This is a genomic window from Marinicella marina, assembly GCF_030065545.1.
GTDB classification, from domain to species: Bacteria; Pseudomonadota; Gammaproteobacteria; order Xanthomonadales; family Marinicellaceae; genus Marinicella; species Marinicella marina.
Genome location: NZ_JASJNC010000001.1, coordinates 203,927 through 225,135 on the forward strand (window position 1 = coordinate 203,927; position 21,209 = coordinate 225,135).

Sequence of the window (21,209 nt, forward strand, 5' to 3'; positions counted from 1 at the left end):
AGACTCTTGAAGCATCTCTGAATTTAATGTAGAGTATTACTTGGGGTATGCTGCCCTGTCAGACGCTTAAATGGTGGCTAACCTAGCAATTTCAGTAAATTAATCTTTTTCAATAAATAGAGAAGTCTTGCGTCAACTTTATCTATTTTTATTGGAAAAAAAATGTTGAAATTTACAAGCGATTTATATTCCTTTCAAATCAAATCACGTCAAATACAAACTCTAATCGAGCAAGAGTTTTCATCGACAATTTACGAAAATATTGTTGAATTATTACAGCTTGGCGAACAACCTAATAGTTTCGATCTAATTGAAGAAAGAGCAAAATTGTTTTTTAAAAACATGGTTTCATTTGATGCCACTGCTCCAAGCCTGGGGCAGATTTATCATCATTTATCCATGAGCTTCAATGATTTGCCATATGAAAAATTTAAAGGCACGATTTTCAAAAAGTCTCTTAATGCAAGGGACTTTCTTTGTATACCAGTTAATCTTGGTCATTCAGTATTGCCAAAAGGGAAGAAAGTTATTCACCCATATCCAGAAGAACTCGAAGTTTTCAGTACTCTAAATGATTGGAAGTCAGTTTGGCTTTCAGGGAACATATCAACAAGAAAAAATGCATTTCTTGCTCCACCTTTACCTATGAAATGTTTTGGAGGTAAAAACCTTAAGCTAGAACAATACCAAGATTGGCCAGTTAATAGTTCGCACCCTTATTACAAAACTCACAAAAAATTATTCACAGGAAATGCAGGTGTGATTGTAAGAAATGAATTTAATGATATAGTTGGGTTTATGAAATGGCATTGGTGGAATGAACTTCATGTTAAAGGAAGTGATTTTCATTTTTGCATTCAAAACAGAAATGAATTTATAGACGTTGGTTTTGACCTCAGGCCTTTTGAAGAAAAGCCATCTCTTGGCCCAGATATCGAATACAAAGATAATATTCAGAGTTCAATAATAGATGAAAACTCTTTTACTGTTAGACAGATAAAAAGCTTCCGATTTAGGTATAAACTGGTAAATGGGATATGGGTGGATGAATGACTCTGATTTTCAATGATTTTTTTCTGAAAGATATGGATTTAATGCAGTAATTGACCTTTCACTAATTTGGAGCCTTTCATTTGTTAAAGAAATTACTGTAGCTTTTTCATCCTCAGAGAGGGATCCTAAGCTGGACTGATTATAGTGAAGGCTATTTTCACCCAAACTTGTTAATATTTCTTTTATTGCTTGGTTATTTCTATACAAACCCATTTTTTTAATTAACCAGTTTAAATGAGCCAATTCCATTTTTGAACCTTTATTAATCATTGGAAGCACATCATTAATACTCAAAGCCAGTTCATTCTTAATCTCATCAATAGATGAGTTGTTCAATAAATTAAGCGAGCTTATGAAATGAGCCTTTCTTTTTAGCAATCTCAAAAACAAATCTTTATTTTTAATCTTCGCAGAAACAGATTTCTCTGCTGGAATAACATCATGCCATCCAAACTCACCAATTAAAGCAAGGGTGACCTCGGCCATATCAGTGTCTTTCTGGCTATTTAAAACATTCTTCAAAATATCTTTATCATATACATTCCTCAGAGTAGCTAACCAAACTAATTCTCTTATTCGTTTATTATTATGGTTAGTATGATTTTTAATTGATGATATGTACAAAAGTATTTGATTTGCTTGTTTTTCGCTTGGATTATTTGTTTTAAGAACAACTGAAACAATATCAATAACACGTGTACATAATTTTGAAAAAGAAGTATTTTTTTCCTGGGCCAAGCATTGGGATAAATACTTAATCAAATTTTCATAATCATCCTCTTTCATAGCTAAGTTTTGAGCTCTATAGTTCAAAATATTAACATCTTTAGGTATATTTTCAGTATCTGGTGTATATGAATAAACCACTGAACTACACAGTACGCATACAAAAATTGTAAATGTTATCTTTAAATTAACTGTAATCATCTTCAAACTCCACAGCATCTGTTTCAATTAAATATCTGCATTTATCTACTCTTGTTGATGGGGCCCAAGGGTAAGGGCTTGTATGGTATATATTATCAGGTATTTGTCCACCTGGATTATTATCAATACTATCATCACCAGTAGTTGGAAATACACCGTCTTGAATGGGTGTTGAATCATTAGGTCCAGCATCTGTTCCATCAGCAACAATCTCTGGGCAACCATCATCATCTGAATCTTGTTTTGGAGATGAGCCAGTTGCACCGGCTGGCTCAGAATATAAAATTCTAAATTGCCATGTATGTCGAGACTCATGGAGTACTGTTTCTGTTAATGTCGAATTCGTATTCATTCGGTGTCCATTGTCTCCACTAGGAACACCTACTGTACAAGTTAGTCCAATATAAATTGACCTTGGATTGAATGGTACATAACCACATGCACCCGCTAAAATACCATCAGTTCTTCCAAGATAAACATTTTTAACACCAGCCATAACTTCACCTAAGATACCTCCACCCCCACGCGTACTACGAACTATATCCCATGATTGTTTTTCAAGCCAATCAGGAACTCGAGAGTCATTAGTATCTCCGATATTATCAGAAGTTTCCAAATCACTTTCTTCTACCCATTGATCAACATCTACTGTTTCCAGACTTGATTCATGAATATTATCAAAATCAGATAATTCAATTTTAATTGACGCATCTATAGGACCTTCTAAACTTAAGGTGTTTGATACTGAGTCAATAGAAATATCTCCTTTACCAGACTGAATACTTATCGTTTCAGGCAATGTACTAGCCCCATCATTTCCATCATAATAAGCGGTTCCTGCTTCCTCAGTAATCTCAGCATCACCTGAAAAATCATCTATAACATTTCCAGCTTCTGGATGTTCATCAGGGTATAGCACTTCAATCTCTAAGTTGGTTCTTTCAGCATAGTATTGATTGCTATTTACCCCAATCAATTCAAATGGATCTTCCTCTGCTTCTTTAATTTCAACTTTAGGCAAAAATATATTAACCTCTATGCTGTCACTGATTTTTCCTGGGTTACAACTTTCGCCAGCATTTACACATGTTGCAAATGCAGTTACAAGGTATGTTCCAGGTAATTCAAATTCATGATCAAATGGTGGTGGATCTGTTAGTACAGAAGAACCATCATTGATATACCATTCAAAAGTTCTCTCATCGCATCCATTACCTTCTAATTCAGCATCAAATTCAACAGTAGTTCCATCATTTTCTGCTATTTTCCATAAAACATCAGTTTCATTATCTGCAGATACAACAATAGTACAAATGCAATCGTCCCCAGATCTTCCTATAGAGCACTCATTCTCCCCCTCATTAGTAGGGGGTGGTGGCGGTGGGCCTCCGCCCCAACCAGCTTTGGTAATTCCAGATCCGGGTTCAGTTACAATTTGTGTTCCGTCAGCACTAACTGTTCCCAGGCCCATTGGAATAAATTGAGCTAAGTCATGATCCCATTGCACAATGGTTCTGGTTGTGCCAGGTTTCATACCACTGACATTAGGCATCTTGACTTCTATAGGCGGGTCAAACCGCGTACCTGAAGGTTGGATGGTCCAACCAAAGGGGCTGAAACGTCCAGAACCACCAGGAGGAACCATGGGCAGTCTATCTGCATGAACTGGATTAACAACCAACTCACCTGTTCTTGAACCATCTGGGAATGTCACACTGTTTGATTTGACGATCATTTCAAAACCATCAAAACCTGGGATAAATAAGCTCACATCTTCATCTCCACCAACGACTTGCGCACGATCAGTATGTACAGGAGGCAGGTAAATGATGTGGGGTAGGTGGTTGTCCTGACCTTGAATCACAGTGGCTTCAAAGTGTAAACCAGGGTATTCAACCGTTTCTCCGTTTTGTACCATCGTCACATTTCGACCATCTATAAATAAATCCACTCGACCCACGGGTACATTACCTTCAAACCTAAAAAAACCCTCCTTATCAGTGGTGGTGGTTAAACTGCTACGAGCAAAACTTAAAATCACACCTTCAAGTGGTATACCGCTCATATCCATCACGGTACCAGTAAAGCGAGTTGGGCCATTGTTTCTGGCTTTAACGATTATTTGAAAATCTGTTGAACCAACTAAATTACCTGAGCTATTTATACTTTGAGCCTCTACTAGAACCACTCCTGTGCTTGAACCCAAACTAGGTCTAGCAGCCGCTTGGCCTTTTTTGTCACTGGTTGTGATTACTGACAAGCCACCTGCTGAAACTTGAGCATTTATGGCAGATGAATCATCAAACTTAGCATCACCGCTGCGAATTGAAAACCTCACTTGTGCACCTGGTACTGGATTGCTCATGGCATCAAGCACAACAACTGTTGGAGAATGAAGTGGCGATGAATGAGTCTGCGCATACTGAGTACCTGCACCATCCTCAACAACCACCCGGGCTGGCTCACCTACCAATGATGAAGTTGTGAAATATATCGATTCACTAAGATCATCTGACCAAGCCTTAACCACATGACTGGCAAGACCTGACTCTTGCCCGTGGGTTAACCAAACATGCACCTCACCACTGGCATCGGTGTTAAGGCTTAAGTTCCTTGCTGGATTTACACCATCTATCAAATCAGTGTCGTTTGCTAATGAGCTGATTGTTCCTGAACCTTTGATTACATCAAAATGCACTGTCACATCACTTATAGGAAGCCCCGTTTTATCAAAAGCGGCAATTCGAAGTGGCATGCTAAGTTGGTCACCTACAAGACCACTTTGGTTTGACCCCCCCATATAACTTAATCGATTAGTACCAGCATCAACTCGGGTTATGTTCGTAGTGATTTGTCGAGTATTCCCAAACTGATCACTAGCTGTTATTAACATTGGGTTGTTACCCACAGCCAAGGCAATCTGTGGTGATAGGTAGTTGATACCTTCTACTTGAGCTTCATAGTTTTGGCCTGTTATCAGATTATTGACACTTATCATGGCCTCAGGTGCATTAAAATCACCTTCAACAGCATCATTAATTGTTCCGTTAAGCGTGGTGAAATTAGCCGAAGTGATACGCTCAAAAGTATTAGCAACACTAACGAATGGGGCAGTTTGATCTACATATACGGTAATTGTTGCCGTGGTTTGTCGACCAAATTCATCGGTGGCTGTGGCACTGATTAGGTTTGTTCCTTCATGCAAAAAGTAATCATCGAAACTAAAAGTGTTGTTAGTGAATGAGGCTTGTTGTTGATTGATTTTTAAATCAATTACAGGCGAGGATAGTGTGCCTGTTATGCTTACTGGTCGTTCAACTACACCTGACAAGTTTAAGGCACCACCAGCACCTAATCCAGTTGTATCAACAGGCCCTAAAGTTTGCCAATCTAATGGGCTGGTAAAAGTAATGATGGGTAAATCGTAATAACTGAAGTTAGCCTCAATCACTTCTTCTCTGTCCCCATTTTCATCGCTATAGTTAGCCACTGCCTCAATTAAATTATCTCCTTCATTTAAAGTGACATTCAAGCGATAAATCGCTGCATCTTCATCTTGGGTAACAAAATTAGCAGGTGTTCCATTAATCAACACATCAAATAATGCTCCATCCGCTAAAGTGGCTCGCACTTCCAATACTGCTTCTGCTTGATCAAAAATGGTTTCAGCTTCAGTGACATAACTGATCATTCCTAAATCTATAGCCTCAAATGAATTTTCAAAAATTAAATCATCATTACCTGCTATGGATGAAAATGTAATCAGTATTAGAATTAACATACCTAATATACACTTGCAATTTGTGCTTTTAGGTATTTTTAATGTTGGATCATACTCCATAATATTATTTTGCATATCTTATTTCCAATGAATATTTATCAATAACCAGTTGAGCAATATCTCTACCCAATTTTAATCCTTGGTCATTGTCGAACTTAAAATGAATACCACCTAGCAATCTAGAATGTGCAGCTTCATCACCCATGGCCTTTATCGCATCTGCCTCACTTTTAAAATGATGTGCTAAAACCGTTGAGGCTGCACCACTTATGGCAGCATGACCTGATACATAGGATGGAAATGGTGGAGTTAAAATATAGGGTTTAAAATCCAATCCTTTGATCTTCTTAGCAGCTGTTACTGGTCTGATATACCAATAATGATATTTAGAGTCCCATGCAGCTATAAAAGTATCTGCCATAGCTATATTTAGTTGCATAAATATTTGTGCTATTTGATGATCACTTAATTCAAGCTTAGAAACCAACTTAATGGCGATTTGATTCCAATGCCCAGCTGGAGTCACAGTTCCATGCCCATCAACCCAGAATTTGGCCACTTCTTTTTGTTCATTTGTGAGATTTTTATCAACGTCAACCACTTCATCCAAAGCAGCCATGAATTCTTTGGTTCCATAAACTGGTGGCGGCTCAGGTCTAAATTGATCGGCTGTTTTTAACACCCATGGTTTCCAGTCAGGCGCAAAAGGTTCATCAGGTGGATAATAGTAATAAGGTGGTGTGGGTTCCCATGCACCTGGTCCATAATATCGCCCCTCTCCATACCATTGAAGCCTTTTTCCATTCCAACCTTTTTGGGCGCCATCATTTTCAGCATATTCAATAACCCGGTTACCAATCATTTGACCTAGATTGAAAGCTGAATTCATTTCGTAACTGAAATTTTCAGATGATTTTTTCAGTTCAATTACTTTATGTACTATACGCATAAAAGTATGTTCTTCAGCTGGGAAAAGGTAGCTCAAAACTTTCGCTGCTGCCACAGATACCGTTAGATATGAGTCATATTTCTTGGATTCTGAATGGTTCAACGCATCATACATCGCCACATGTATTAAAGCTAAAGCTCTAGCACCACGGCTGGGCTGCATCTTATGCTTAACAAAATACTCTAAAGTAAGGTTGGTCCATGGGATAGTAACTGCATGTTCATCCCAACCTGAAACAATGTCTTGTGCTCTCACTGAAGCTTTTAGCCATTGATCCTCTCTGAAATCAGGCAATGACCATTTTTCTGTCTTAACACTTATGGCTGTGTAATCAAGGACCGTATTGCCAGAAAAACTGACAGATGGATTCATAACAGAAATTAATAAGCCGATAGTGAAGTATATTTGACCGATAAAACCCCTCACTTTTTATCACCTATGTTGTTTAGGACAGATAGTATTGATTGATCATTTCTCAATGTTGCAGCATCAATTGGAGTCACACCATCTGTACTTGTTACAGAAACGTCCGCTTCGTATTCAAGCAAAGCATTTACAGCTTTTATGTCACCGGATTGAGTCGCAGCAATTAATGCTGTTGGACCTTGTTGGGGTATATGGTTTGGGTTTGCTCCAGCTTTTAATAGAGATATCAAAGGACGAAACTTTCCATTATAAGCTGACCAAATCAATGCGGTTGCACCCTGATAATCTTGTTGCTCAATATTAGCTCCATGACTTATTAACCAATCTACAACATGTACATGTCCTTGAGATGAGGCATTATGCAATGCGGTTGCCAGAAAAACGCGATCTCTTGCATTGATATCGACACCTGATGCCAAGCTGTTCTGAACTGAATTTAAATCGCCCGATGCTGCATACTTTAAAAATTCATAAGTATTTAAATCTGAATCATTATCCGTATTTTGACTATGAACAGTACTACAAAGTAAGCAGAGAGCGATACTAACCATACTCATAATTTTGATCATTACGGATGTTTTCATCTTCCAATTGTATGTGTTAATAGGACTCATCATGGCACCTGAAAATTCACAACATCCATCTGATCACTGCCACTCATACCATCAAACATATCTGATTTTGTGCCATTAAGTAACTCAGTAATAATTCCGTTTACTGTGCTAATGTCATCGGGGTCACTGTAAACCACGTAACTGACAAATATTGCGGTATCCCCAGGCTGAATTGTTTGTATCCAGGACCATGAGAAACTGCCTCTTGCATTCATGAAATCAGTGTTCACTGGAATCATTGGCGAATTACCTGAAAAGACATAGCCTGTAACAGCTGGGTCGGAGTTATCATTGCCATCATATGCATGAATCGCATGTGTATTGCCATTAGTTTGTGGATTAACATTTAATAAAGTATTGGCAGAGGATGTTTCAATATCATTCCCGTCAAAAATAACCTCCAAATTGCCATATGCACCAGATAAATTAACATCAACTGTCACAGGCGTGTTTCCAATGTTAGTCACTTTATCCGCCAGACGAGTAAAGTCACCATTTATACCGGAATAAATTTGACGCTCAAAACTAATGAAATCTGTTGTTGTGGGCCCTACGATGACTTGCTGATTGTCAATTTCATTGAATGCAGCTCTTTGCTCTTTCAATAATCGACCATTCACGCTCAATTTGAGAGGGCGATACAATGGTCTATTATCATAATTCCCAGCAGATTCGTTGTTAACTGGTGTAATCTGCCCAATACCATCAATGCTAACTTGGTAGCCAGTCCCACCATTATTTAAAGCTGTGCTTAACCGCTTCGCATTACCTAGTTCGACATTTTCATCTACAACATCAGAGCTTATCACCTCAGCTTTTTTCAATGCGATTTCACCGTTATTAAAACAGCTTCCATCTATTCCTCTGATGAGCACTTCACCCGGTGCAACCGAAGGGAAAGAATGAATTCCAGGGCCACTGCCATTAAAATCTGGCAATTGGTAGAACACATCATCATAGGCCGCATATCCATGAGTATGCTTTAATTCAACGCAGGCAGATTCAATCGGCCCTTGTGAACTCATCAAGTTTATTGACATTGAACCGGTCTCATCAAACTGCATATCCACCATGATGTTTTCACCATCAAAAGACAGCTCTGCGTTGTTTGTTGTGACATTTTTGGTTGCTGTATCAGCAACAGATAATTCTATCTGACCCAGTGCAACATAAGGCAATTCATAGATACCATTGACATCCGTTCTGTCGCTGGTTTCAAAGTTTTCACTTGTATTTTCAGCATAAACCCTGGCATTGGGTAATGGAGCTCCTGCTGGGTCTGTGACCACTCCGCTGATTGAGCCAGATGCTTGTAACTGTATGTCAAGGACTTGCGGAATGGCAACATCATTCATCATATCAGAAGCTTGTCCTCTCAAACCAGATTGATTATCTGTTGCTGTCAATTCGAAACTACCTGCACGAACACCCAAAAGGCGGTATTGACCCATTTCATCAGCAGCAGCAGAGAATCCGTCATTTGAACTGACTGTTGCATTAGGCACGACGGTGTTATCAAAATAGGTCACTTCACCAGTAATCACGGATAAAACTACTGTTTCATCAATCAATTGATCAGTAATAATTTCCCAGTTACTGCTATAAATGGTATTGAATGTATTCGTTTCGTAAATGATCAATGTAATGTCTTGATTTTCTGCTATTGCCAACAGATAGAACGGGTCATCACAACTTTGATCATCTGAAAATTGTTCAGGAACCCCAGTAAATGCAATGGCGCACTGATCGCCCACGGATAATCCATCACTGGCGCTGAGTTGAATTCGTACAGAAGTTCCTGGAACAATAAAATTCAATTCTTGAGTGATTCCACCATTTGCTAATGTTGTTACATCTGATCCATCAAGATTATCCAACGCTAAAATTTTCTGGTAATAAACTGTAATTTCCTGGCCTACAGGTACACCGATAATTTCATATTCGCCATCGTTGTTGGTGTTTGAGCTGGCGTAAAGAGAACCTGTATTCCCATTAATTGGATCCGTGACATATTGAGCCCACACCTCAAAATCAACACCTGGAACACCTCCGATACCTTCAACCCTGCCAAAAACAGTTCCACGACCTGCCAAAAGTATATTCTGATTGATAGTTGAACCTTGTTCGGTCATCACGCTAACCAACGATTTCACAGAATTGACAGGGTCACGTGCAACGATATTTAATTCCACGCCAATGGGTAAGTTAGATAATGAATACTGTCCCTGATTATCTGTGGTTGTTTGGTTCACATACCGATTATCATGAGCATAGTAAACCTCCACTGTTGAATTAGATACTGGTGTTACGCCATCAAATTCATACACGATTCCTTGTGCTGATGTAACATCAAGGACTAAGTTCACGACTACATCACCACCACTTGCTTCAACTACCTGTGTGGCTATTACTTGAGAGTCAAATGGGCTGGTTACTCTGAAAACCACTGTTCCATCATTTTGATAATTGTAACTGTATTCACCAGATGAGTTAGTAAATGGTCTAAACACACCTTGATTTGGCGCCCTGATTTCAAGTCTGACTGATTGATTAATCGGACTTAAATCAGCATTCAGAACTTTCACATTAAAAAGTGTGGCTGTATTCACTTCCAAATCAATGGTTGTGACATCACCTATGTTGTTCAATGTGCTCATTGCGTTAACCGAAGGCCTTTCGACATAAGTCACTTCAACGTCACCCAAAGGCACACCAACTATTTCATAGAAGCCAGAGGCATCGGTAAGAACTTGATTATTTAAAACTGGCGCGGTACTGAGCGATCTGACATTAATCGTTTTATCAGCTAACGGGATCACACCACCCGTTTCGTAAACATGCCCGTTTACAACACCACCAGTGGTGAATGATTCAACGGGAACAGAATCTCCATCAATAGCAGCACTGATGAATTGATCTCCGGTGGTGCAGAACTGAGTATTCGGTGTGCTTTGAATGGTATAACGGCCAGTATCAATAATTGGAATCAATTTAATGTCACCAGATTGTGAAATTATTGCAGATGGCGTGGCCAAACCATCAGCCAATAGTATGTTATTAGAATCGAATACTCTGATGTCAATGGCACAAGCTGCTCCAGTGACACCAGCTTGCGTTCTGGAGTTGATTGATAAAGTCTGGCCTGAAGTCACTTCAACCTGGTGTAAAAGGCTTTGGCCATTGTACTCAAATGACTGTGTTTGATGATTCGAAGCATTTAAAGTGACATTCTTGGTAATGGTTTGTCCATCCATTGCAGCTGTAATTGGGAGTACAAAACTTGTCTCATCCTGGTCATTAAACTCAACTTCAACTTGATAATCAACTTGTTGTAAATTCGTAAACGTTACCAAACCATTTACATCACTGGTACCAAGCGAATTACCAGAAACACCATTTATTTCTGGATTATCTAAGCGCACAGTTGCGTTAACGATTGGTGAATTGCCTAAGTTTTCGTTTAGGATATAAAACTCAACATTTGCCGATGCAGGCAAAATGAACTCAATGCTTGAAACTTCTCCTTCACTATTGACAACACCTCCTACTGAAACATTTTGATTAGTCAAAGGATTACGAGCACTTAAAGTATAGTTACCCACTGGTATTTCAGCTATCAATATTCCGTTCACATCAGTAGTACCCAAGAAGGTGTTGTTGCTGATAACATCTGAAACAATATAAATATTAATGTTTGCGGCAATCTGTCCGCTTGCAAATACAGTGGTGATGGTGACTTCACCAACGCCAATGATAGTCAAATCCTGAATTGTGGTTTGATTTTCTGTGATGGTTACTTCAGCGCTGGTTTCTGCACCCGTCTCAGAACTAATAACTGTAATCGTGTAATCACCTATGGGTATCGCGCCAAGCGTATATTGCCCTAATCCGTCAGTTGTTGTTTCCCTAAAGAAGTTTGATGACTGTTGCGTTATGAGGATTTCTTGGTTAGGCAACTGTACCCCTGTGCTGGATGTCACTTCACCAGAAACAGCACCATTGGGTTCGAACGAAATATCAACATTACTTTCTGAACCCACAACAACCGATACGGCATTGACAGAACCCGTTAAACGACTATCAAAATTTCCTAGGCCAGCTTCTAAATCGTACATTCCAGCCTCTAAACCAATGATTTCATACTCAAAATCTGAGATCATTTCTGCATTTTTTACAAAACTCCCACCCTGAGTTACCGTGACTCCAGTAAATTCATCACCTGAATAATTAAATGCCCCTAATAAGTTGCCGGTAATACTACCTGTATTGAAAACTAATTGGACATCGATAAAGTCCTGATCTAATGGAAACTGAACATCAAGTGATGTCTGGACCCCGCCTGATCTTGAGGCTGTAATTGTGTATTGATTGCCAACTGGAATAGGTCTTGAAAACTGATCTGAAGATAAAAATCCTTGAATTGAAAAACGACCATCAACACCTGTCTCTAAAGTATCAACTTCAAAATCATCAAAGACATTTGGATATAATAAATTATCATGACGCACGCTAACTGAAACGAATTCGACCGGAGTAATGCCATCGCCCTCAAAAACCTGACCTGTAATCTGTGCATTTAATGCTGGCAAATCGGGCAAAGTACTTATCAAGTCAATTGGAATATCAAAATTTTGAACTTCATTAGCATCACTAAAAGTCAGTCCAGTTAATGCCTCTGGAGGTAATTGAATAAGTCGTTGAACAGAAGCTTCAACTGAATTTTGGCCATTCGTAACATTTTGGCCCTTTTGTCTAACGAAGAAATGCATCAATTGGATTCGACTGTTAGCCGGTATGGTGAGATCATTCCAGCTTAAACTGGATTCGGATGTAGAGATATTAATATAATTATGACTCAAGTCTGGGCTTTTCTCTGAAGCTACTCCATCACTGCCTAAGAAACCATAATGTCTAATCGTATTGTTATCTTGGCTGATGTACCAAAGATCTCTCTCATTTTCACTATTTTGGATAATTTCATCACCAGTGCTGGTCATTTTTACACTACCATCAGCCACTCGATTTAAAACATTAATATCTACAATGACATCAAAATTGTTGTTATTTTCGATGACTTCTTGATACCTAGCAAAGTAACCATTGTTTGGTATAAATGCTTTACGAGTGATGTCTAAACCACTGTAATTGTTTATTGAGTTAATAACAAATTGGCGTCCATCAAGTTGAGTAACTGCCAAATCTTCACCAGAATAAGATACACCGTCTATAAACAAAGATGGTGCATGAGCGCCATTGTTATCAGGGCTAATCAAGTATTGGTTGTTATTGGCATCTCTGATTTGTTGTGGCAACGCAATGACTGTACTTTCTAAATCTAAGTTTACTATTAACTGTTCATCATTATTTGCTTCTATGACTATTCCATTGGTTGATTCTTGCTTTTCTATACCATTAACTGTTGCTGTGACCAAAATGGTAAATTGACCTAACGGTACGTCGGTAATAATCAACTGCCCCAAAGCATCTGTCTGACCGGCATTTCTTGTACCACTGGCATCAGTAATAACCACATCGGCTAGACTCACGGGCATACCACTATTATCTGAATCAATAACTGTCAACAAAACTTCTGAACGAGTTCTTAGCTGAATGGCATGTTGGTTATTTTGCATTGGACTGGTAATTTCATCAGTTATGAACCTGTCAAAATAAGAATTAGCTGGTGTTCTTGGGTCCGTTATACGAAGCTCATAATTACCCAAAGGGATGTTGGGTACTGTAAATGTGCCATCAAATTCAGTTCTACCTGCAACAAATGAGCCACCTGGTGCGACTGTATCAACATATACAACTGAATCTATCAAAGGATTTCCGGATACATCTAAGACAGTAACTGTGGCAGAACCCACTGCTGTTAGCGTTACATTCTGGGTTGTAATTTGATCCTCTGTTACCGATACTGAGTATGTTGTTAAACCGTTTGAAACTGGGTCCGTTATAACCAGTTCATAATCACCTGTAGGAACCGTATTGAAATAATACCTTCCTAAGCTATCTGTAATCACACGACGAGATACAGGGCGCTTACCAGTATTTTGCGGTAATGTTTCCATCACACAACCAACATCACACTGATCATATGTTTGATCTTCACTCAAACCATTGAGAACCAGTTCAGCATCCTCTCTGGCTGCCCCATCAAAATCAACCACCGACCCACGAATTGAGCCAGTAGGCTGTATATTTATATCACTGAAGAGTACTTGACCAACCGTAATTTCAACTGCTTTTTTACTGCCTCTTAATTCATCGGCTTCTAAATATTCATCGGGATGATTAGCATCAAACAGCAAATCATAAGTTCCCGGCAAAACACCAGGGTAAATATACGAACCATCAGAATTTATGGTTGTGTATTGATTTATAGGAAACTCTGTATTATCTATTGATAAATATACCCTTCCTGAAGAAATCGAATAATCTATAGAACCAACAGCATTACCTGTGAATACGCCTGTATCAAAGATCACATCTTGTTGAATAGGTGCTTCAATGTTCAAAACTCTTGAAGGAACATTGGTAAATGGGTGTCCAGCGTACTGCTCATAGCAACCCTGAGCTATTTGCGCAGATAATTTAACATCAACACCTGCAGGGATAGCTATCGAGTCAGTTTCGGTTAACTGCCCTTGTAATTCAAAACTACCGTCAATAGTAGACGAATGTAACGAACTAACTAAGGTGCCACCTCCACCACAAATATCATTGGCTTTCATACCCCAGACACGTGAAAAAAGAGGGTGTTGAGACTGAATTGTAACCCTTGTCAACGGTACATCAGTTGTCAAATTGCCTTCATAAACTATTCCACTTACAGCACCAGTCAAAGGTGGCAGTGGCTCTAAAGGACTTAAACCATCAATCGGAATCTCAAAATTGATAATTGATTCAATATCAAACAGCGTTAAATCAGTCAACAATTCAGGAGGTAGCTGTGACAACCTTTGTGTAGCAGCTTGGATACCCGTATGGTTGATCTGTTGAATCATTACATGCATCAATGATCTACTTTGTCCCGCAGGAATGGTTATTTGCGACCAAGATTGGGACACATTTGGCTGCAGATTATCATAGAAAATCGAAACTGTGGTTGGTCTAAGTTGCGAACTTTCTGTTGCTACTAAATGAGCAACAGGTGGCATTTGCGCATAAATCATCGGATCTTCATCAAAGTCATCATCGATAATAAACCAATCATCCGCTTCAGAAAGGATAATATCTTCAGTTGAAGAGTCTTTTACCTCACCACTGGAAAATGTATGGCTCAATTCAATATCTACTATGATATCTTCGCTTGTCGGGTTATCGAAGACTTCAATGTATCGAGAAAAATATGCACCACGTGGCACGTAAATTTTGCGACTAACTACCAAATCATTGATTGTTGTGGGTTGTGTTATTACAAACTGTCTTTGTCCTGCCTGTAACCTAGCACTGGTGTCTCCAGTAAAAACCTCACCATTAATTGACAAAACTGAAGCCGCATTAGAGAATGAATTAGAACCCTGATTTAGTGAACCATCAAGCTGTACATCGTAAACAAACCGATTTGCATCATACAAGTCAGCAGGTAATGCAATTCGTTCGTCTAGTAATGTCAAATCCAAAACCAACTCTTGACCATCATTATCTATGGTGAAGATGGCATCAGCAAAACGGTCTTGTTCTTCATCATAAGCTGTCAATATATAGTCACCCAATGGTAAACCGTTGTATCGATAAGAACCTGTGTTAGTAGTATTACCTGTTATTCGAGGAATGGCTGTACCCCTGATTTGAGCTATTTCATATGGAAATCCACTGGCTAGAGTGGTTCCATCTGGTCGAACAATTGTGCCTAGAACATCTCCAGCTGGTTTAAGAGGTACTGTGATATCAAATACATCATCACTCTCATTAATCTCTATCGTTGTGATTGTGGTCAATGCATTACCACTTCTGTTAGTGTCGGGATGCTTTACAGACAATGTATAGCTTCCACTTTGAACTAAAAATTGAGCTAGACCATTGCTGTCAGTCCGTCCAGAACGGTTACTGCTACCATCGTTAAAGCTCACTAATGCCTCACTTGCAGAACCTCCACGTTCATACTCAACATTTACATTCAGAAGCACGGACTTAACCAATGTGATGTTCTGAGTTAGATCTTCATCTACATTTAAAGTTAAAAGTGCTTCTCCTGTTGAATTACTAATCGTGTCCACAACCTTAATTTGATAGTCACCCACAGGGGCATCAAAAAACCGATAAAATCCTGAAGTGTCAGTTACTGTGGTACGAGCTGGTCGATAAATGCCATTTTGTAGTAAAAGCAATTCTACTTCAGCATTACTTACTTCAACACCAAGGTCATTGCTTACGACACCGGATATCGTTCCTGTCTCCTCAATAACAATATCCATAATAGTTACATCAGTTGGTGTAACTGTCACACTACCTTGACCATATAACGGTCGCCCGCTTCCTAGTTGTGGTAGTTGCGGGTGAGAGACTATCGCAGCAAGAAAATAATCTCTGGGTGTATTTGCGAGTAATTCATAGCTTCCATCTGCTGAAGTTACAGTTCTGTTGTCAGCATTACTTGCTGAATAACATTGTTCTACCTGATTAACATTACAAAGGTGAACTGTGGCATCAGGCACAGTCGCGCCATAGTGCCTTAAAACCTGGCCCCTGACATCTCCAGCACCAATAAATATAAGATCTTGCGTAGTTTGGGTTTCACCATTATTAAATTCACCAGGAGTAATTGCAGTTGATGCACCACTGAGCACATAATTAGCTGATAGATTAAATCCAAAGGCAGGAATTACGTAATTATTGGCCGATCCATCTAAAGTCGATTCGAATACAAACCCACCTGATTCATCTGTTTTTGTATATCTAATACGTTTAAACAAAGGATGCAAGCTAACAAATTCTACATCAGCATTAGGAACAGTATTTGTTCCACTACCTGACAACACCAACCCAGTTATTCGCCCAGCATTTAAATTAGGTAATGGATCAACTGATGATATTTCAGGTATATCAAAATTGATAACTGCTGCTTTTTCATCTGAAGTCATTTCTACCATCATTTCAGGAGATAAATCTGTAATTCTTTCAGCTGCTGCGCGCGCGCCATCACGCTTAATTTGACCTAACGCAAAATGCATTAAAATTCTTGTTTCACCAGGAGGAATGAGGATGTCATCCCATTGATAGGTCAGCCTGCCTGTTTGTCCTAGTAATTCATAAGATGCAAAATCTGCTTTATCTTCAGCACCAATTCCATCAAATATATGACCACTTGCACCAATAGAAGACGCTACAAATGGATCCACATCTGTTTGATCGTCTATGACAACCCAATTATCTGGGTTAGATTGGTTTGCCAATGACAATACTTGGTCACCATCAGACGTATCAACCACACGAGGATTGGAGTCGTCTGATCGATGATGGGATTTTACTCGCACACCAACATTAATAGGATCATTTGTTGGGTTACTTAATACCTCCAAATAACGACTGAAATATCCAGAACGAGGTGTTCTTATTTTTCTTGTAACAACCAAGCCTGAAGGTGTTACGTCATCTACGATGACTTCTTGTCCATCTGTAGATAATTCTCCAATAGTTCCATCCCCATTGACAAATGGGACAGGTACACCATTGGTGATAATTTCAAGAAGCATGGCACCATTGTCCGGAGCAGCCGATCCATATACATTTCGAGTTCCATTAGCAATGCTACCATCACCATTGATGTCGTACAGGAAGCCATTAGCATCATAGAAACTAAAGGGCATAGTTATTGCATTGTCCACCAGAGTCAAATTAAGCTCAACTTCATCACCATCAAAATTTACCCGATCACTGGCTTCAGCTCGCATGGTTTCATCAGCGGATTCAGCCAATATAGTAAAATTACCAGGTGGTATATCAAGTAATGTATAGTCACCGTTTGCGTCAGTGACAGTATCATAAGTTGTCCTACTCAAGCAGGTTACATTAAGTCCAAAGAACGGGTCTGGATTGGTTAAGGTGATATCAACACCTGCAACAGGATTTTCATTTGTGTCGGTGATCGTTCCATAAACCTCTCCAGAGCCAATCAACTGAAGATCAACCAAAATTTCTTCATCTTGATCAACTAAAGTCACACCGGTGGCACCTGCGCGATTTCTATCTTGAGTTGGGCATTGGTCTATTTCACCAAAGAAACTCATTACGGAAATATTGTATGTACCAGCATTAACTTGAGGAAATTCATATGTTCCATCAGCACCAGTGGTGGTTACATATGCATCTTCAAAAGGTTCTGGTAACATCCTGACTACCCAGCCACTACCTGCTGGTGTGATTCCATCGCTGTCGTACAACACCCCTCGAATACTGCCTACATTGACCGCTTCCATCTCGATTTGTAAACTCAAGGTTTGATCTGGCAACAATGTTCCAACTGCTGAACCTCGTAAAGCACCAAAACCTTCGTCTTTAAACGCACTAATACTGAAGTCTCCAGCATTTACTGCATTGAAAACTGCCATGCCTTCTGAGTCACTGATTAAGCTTTGTGAAACCCTAAATGGCAAAGTATTACTGACTGTGACCTCTGCCCCTACAACTGGATCACCAAGCTCATCAATCAGTTCAATTTCCAATATTCCCTGACCAATCAAACGGATATCAACATTTTTTACCTGATCCTGAAAATCTATTCTAGTTGTAGCAACCCCTTTGTTTCCAGTTGAAATCTCTTCAGCAACTAGAACAACATCACCTACTGGAACACCTGTTATTGAGTATTCAGAACCATTGGCAAAATCGACGTCTACAAATGGAATTCTGTCCACTAATACTTTGACATTCACCCTAGATTGAATCACCCCACCATCAGCATCAACAACCCTGCCTTCTAAATTTCCAGAGGCTGAAAGAATGAAATTAACTTCTACGTTTTCGCCTTCAGCATCCAACCTTTCAGATCTAACTGCCGATTGATTATTTACTGGGTTTTTAGCATTCAGAATAAGATTACCCGCAAACACGCCATCAATAGAATAACTGCCATCAATATCAGTTTGAACGGTTCTTCTTGCTTCAAAAGATCCTTCAGAATAGATTTCTACATCGACACCTTCTTGTAGAACACCACTGGCATCTCTAACCTCTCCGAAAACTCTACCTTTGGCCAATAAAGTCACATCAACAACCAGTGGGTTTACTGGATCTAAATTCACAACAACTGCTTGAGAACGACCTCTGTCTAGACCTGTTTCCGCTTGTATATAAAAATCACCAGCTTCTGTAATTTCAAACCCAAACTGCCCGGATGAATCTGTAGTCGTTGTTACCACATCAGCTATATTTTCATAAGAGTAGTATTCACCATCAGATCTATCAGCCAAGTATACTGTGATACCTGCGCCAACTGGCGATGTACCATCTCTATTAAACACCGTACCTACCAAGGTATTAGATGCCAATGTAATGTCTAAATTAATGACATCATTATCAGCCAGAACTTCACCACTGACACGTCCTGTCTCACCATCGGGAGTAATCGCCGTTAACTCAAATTCACCAACAGGTACTGCTGGCAATACAAATTCACCAGCTTCATTAGTAATTACTGAAAAGTTGAGATTTTCACCCACTAGAGATTGAACCGTAACCTCTGCATTAGCGTAAGTATTGTTTTCTAAATCTAACACTCGCCCTCTAATAACCCCAACTGCGTTTAATGTAATGTTTTGTGTGATTACATCACTGCTGTCATTGAAGACTAAATTAGGTACCCTTCCACGCAATCGACCACCAATAAACGCATCCAAAATAAATGGACCATCTGATTGGGGCAATGTATTAAATGAAAATGAACCTGTCTGATCTGTTAGTTGTTGAGAAATGACCCCTTTTTCACGACTTGAAATACGTACCTGAACACCACCGACTAACGTCTGGCCATCAGTATCAAAAACCACACCAAAAATTTCACCAGTTTGTTGCAGCCTGATGGTCTTCTCTACAATATCATTGACTAAAACAGTATCGAGTGTAGAGCCGAACAAACCAGTGCTTGGGTCTCTTACTGAAACAGTAAAGTCAGCAACCGGTAACTGATTAAACGAAAATATACCGCTTAAATCAGTGATTCCAGTACTGACACTAAATTGATTGCCTAATGAAGTTAGTGTAACTTCAGCACCAGAAACCAATTGATCATCACTATCTAAGACAGTGACTTTGACACCACCTTGGCCTACAAGATTAAGATTAACATTAACAACTTGTCCTTCGCTCTCAATGTTGGCATAGGCAAATGCTTGATCGCCATTATTAGGATCAATTGCCAACACCCTAAACAGCCCAGCATTAACATCTGAAACTACAAACTGCCCATTAGCGTTAGTGATGACTGATGATTCTATTTCATTAGGTTGAAGTCTTTGAACACTCACAATAGCATCAGATATAGGTGATGTGCCATCTGGCCCAAACACTGTACCAGTTAGGCTACCCTTGGGACCTATTGTAAAGGACAATGTCGAAGATGCACTACCTTCTGTAATGGTGCTGGCAACTAATCGAGCTGAAGAAGAGACGTCAAAATCAGCTGTAATTGATACCAATCCATTCTCTGATACTTCACCAATAAGATCATTTGAGATACTATAAATTGTACCTTCAGAACGATTTGTTACGTCACGAGTGGATCCATCAGGACCAATAGCAAAAACTGACATCTGAACGCTTTCGTTAGTATCCAACTCTTGGGTTGGGGCACTTAATTCAGCAGCAATCGGAACTGGAAATAGAACTCCAAACTCTATAGGCCCTAATGGTATAACTTCATCTTGTATAAGCTCAGTAAATCCAATTTCACTTTGGCCAAATGAACCATCTGAACAAGTAGCGCGTGCTCTAACAGCACCTAAATCACCGGGGATATTTATGACTGAATACTCACCATTAGGATACAATGGTGCATTGCTGTTGCCAACTGAAACAACACAAGATACAGACTCTTGAGGTTGAGCGAATAATGCAAAAGAGTTAATTAGTGAAAGTAGTACAATCGCTACATAGAGTTTTTTAGTAAAAACTTCTTTTAATACATCCATATAAATATGTTAGAGCTGCCAACATCATATCTAAACATGAATCTATAAATCACATCCATGTTATTTTTTTAGGCTAAACTCATCTGTTGTTAAGATTAGCGCATCATATCACACCATTTATGTCAAATTATTTTATAATAATAAAATTCAATCATAATTATATGTTATGAATGAAAATCAGCTAGACTCCATCGGTTAGTTCACTGGTAAGGCCTGAGTTTACTAGACACTTTTTATGGTAAAAATAGTCACTTAACCATAGAAGGTAATACAAATGGGTTCAGGTATCCGTTATACAGATGAATTTAAACAAGAAGGCCCAGTGA

Annotated in this window: 6 protein-coding genes; 1 reads left to right on the forward strand and 5 read right to left on the reverse strand. The window is 39.2% G+C overall.

Annotated features, from left to right (window positions below; translation table 11 throughout):
* The first annotated feature begins 162 nt into the window (after window positions 1–162).
* A complete protein-coding gene (locus QNI24_RS00970; protein ID WP_283708439.1) occupies window positions 163–1,053 on the forward strand; it encodes a hypothetical protein in 891 nt (296 codons plus the stop codon).
* A 9-nt stretch (window positions 1,054–1,062) separates the two neighbouring features.
* On the opposite strand, the gene QNI24_RS00975 is transcribed toward QNI24_RS00970, so the two are convergent.
* From QNI24_RS00975 to QNI24_RS00995, 5 genes are read right to left on the reverse strand one after another with little or no spacing between them, the layout of a single operon-like run.
* Entirely contained in the window at window positions 1,063–1,980 is a 918-nt protein-coding gene (locus tag QNI24_RS00975; RefSeq protein WP_283708440.1) for a hypothetical protein, read from the reverse strand.
* A complete protein-coding gene (locus QNI24_RS00980; protein ID WP_283708441.1) occupies window positions 1,967–5,836 on the reverse strand; it encodes a PKD domain-containing protein in 3,870 nt (1,289 codons plus the stop codon). The genes QNI24_RS00975 and QNI24_RS00980 overlap by 14 nt, the downstream gene beginning before the upstream one ends.
* Window positions 5,826–7,136 (reverse strand): vanadium-dependent haloperoxidase, encoded by a 1,311-nt coding sequence (locus QNI24_RS00985; RefSeq protein WP_283708442.1) that lies wholly within the window; start codon window positions 7,134–7,136, stop codon window positions 5,826–5,828. The genes QNI24_RS00980 and QNI24_RS00985 overlap by 11 nt, the downstream gene beginning before the upstream one ends.
* Window positions 7,133–7,720, reverse strand: coding sequence for an ankyrin repeat domain-containing protein (locus QNI24_RS00990; protein WP_283708443.1), 588 nt, complete (start codon window positions 7,718–7,720; stop codon window positions 7,133–7,135). The genes QNI24_RS00985 and QNI24_RS00990 overlap by 4 nt, the downstream gene beginning before the upstream one ends.
* 29 nt (window positions 7,721–7,749) lie before the next feature.
* A complete protein-coding gene (locus tag QNI24_RS00995) occupies window positions 7,750–20,883 on the reverse strand; it encodes a carboxypeptidase regulatory-like domain-containing protein (protein ID WP_283708444.1) in 13,134 nt (4,377 codons plus the stop codon).
* Between the last annotated feature and the right edge of the window lie 326 nt (window positions 20,884–21,209).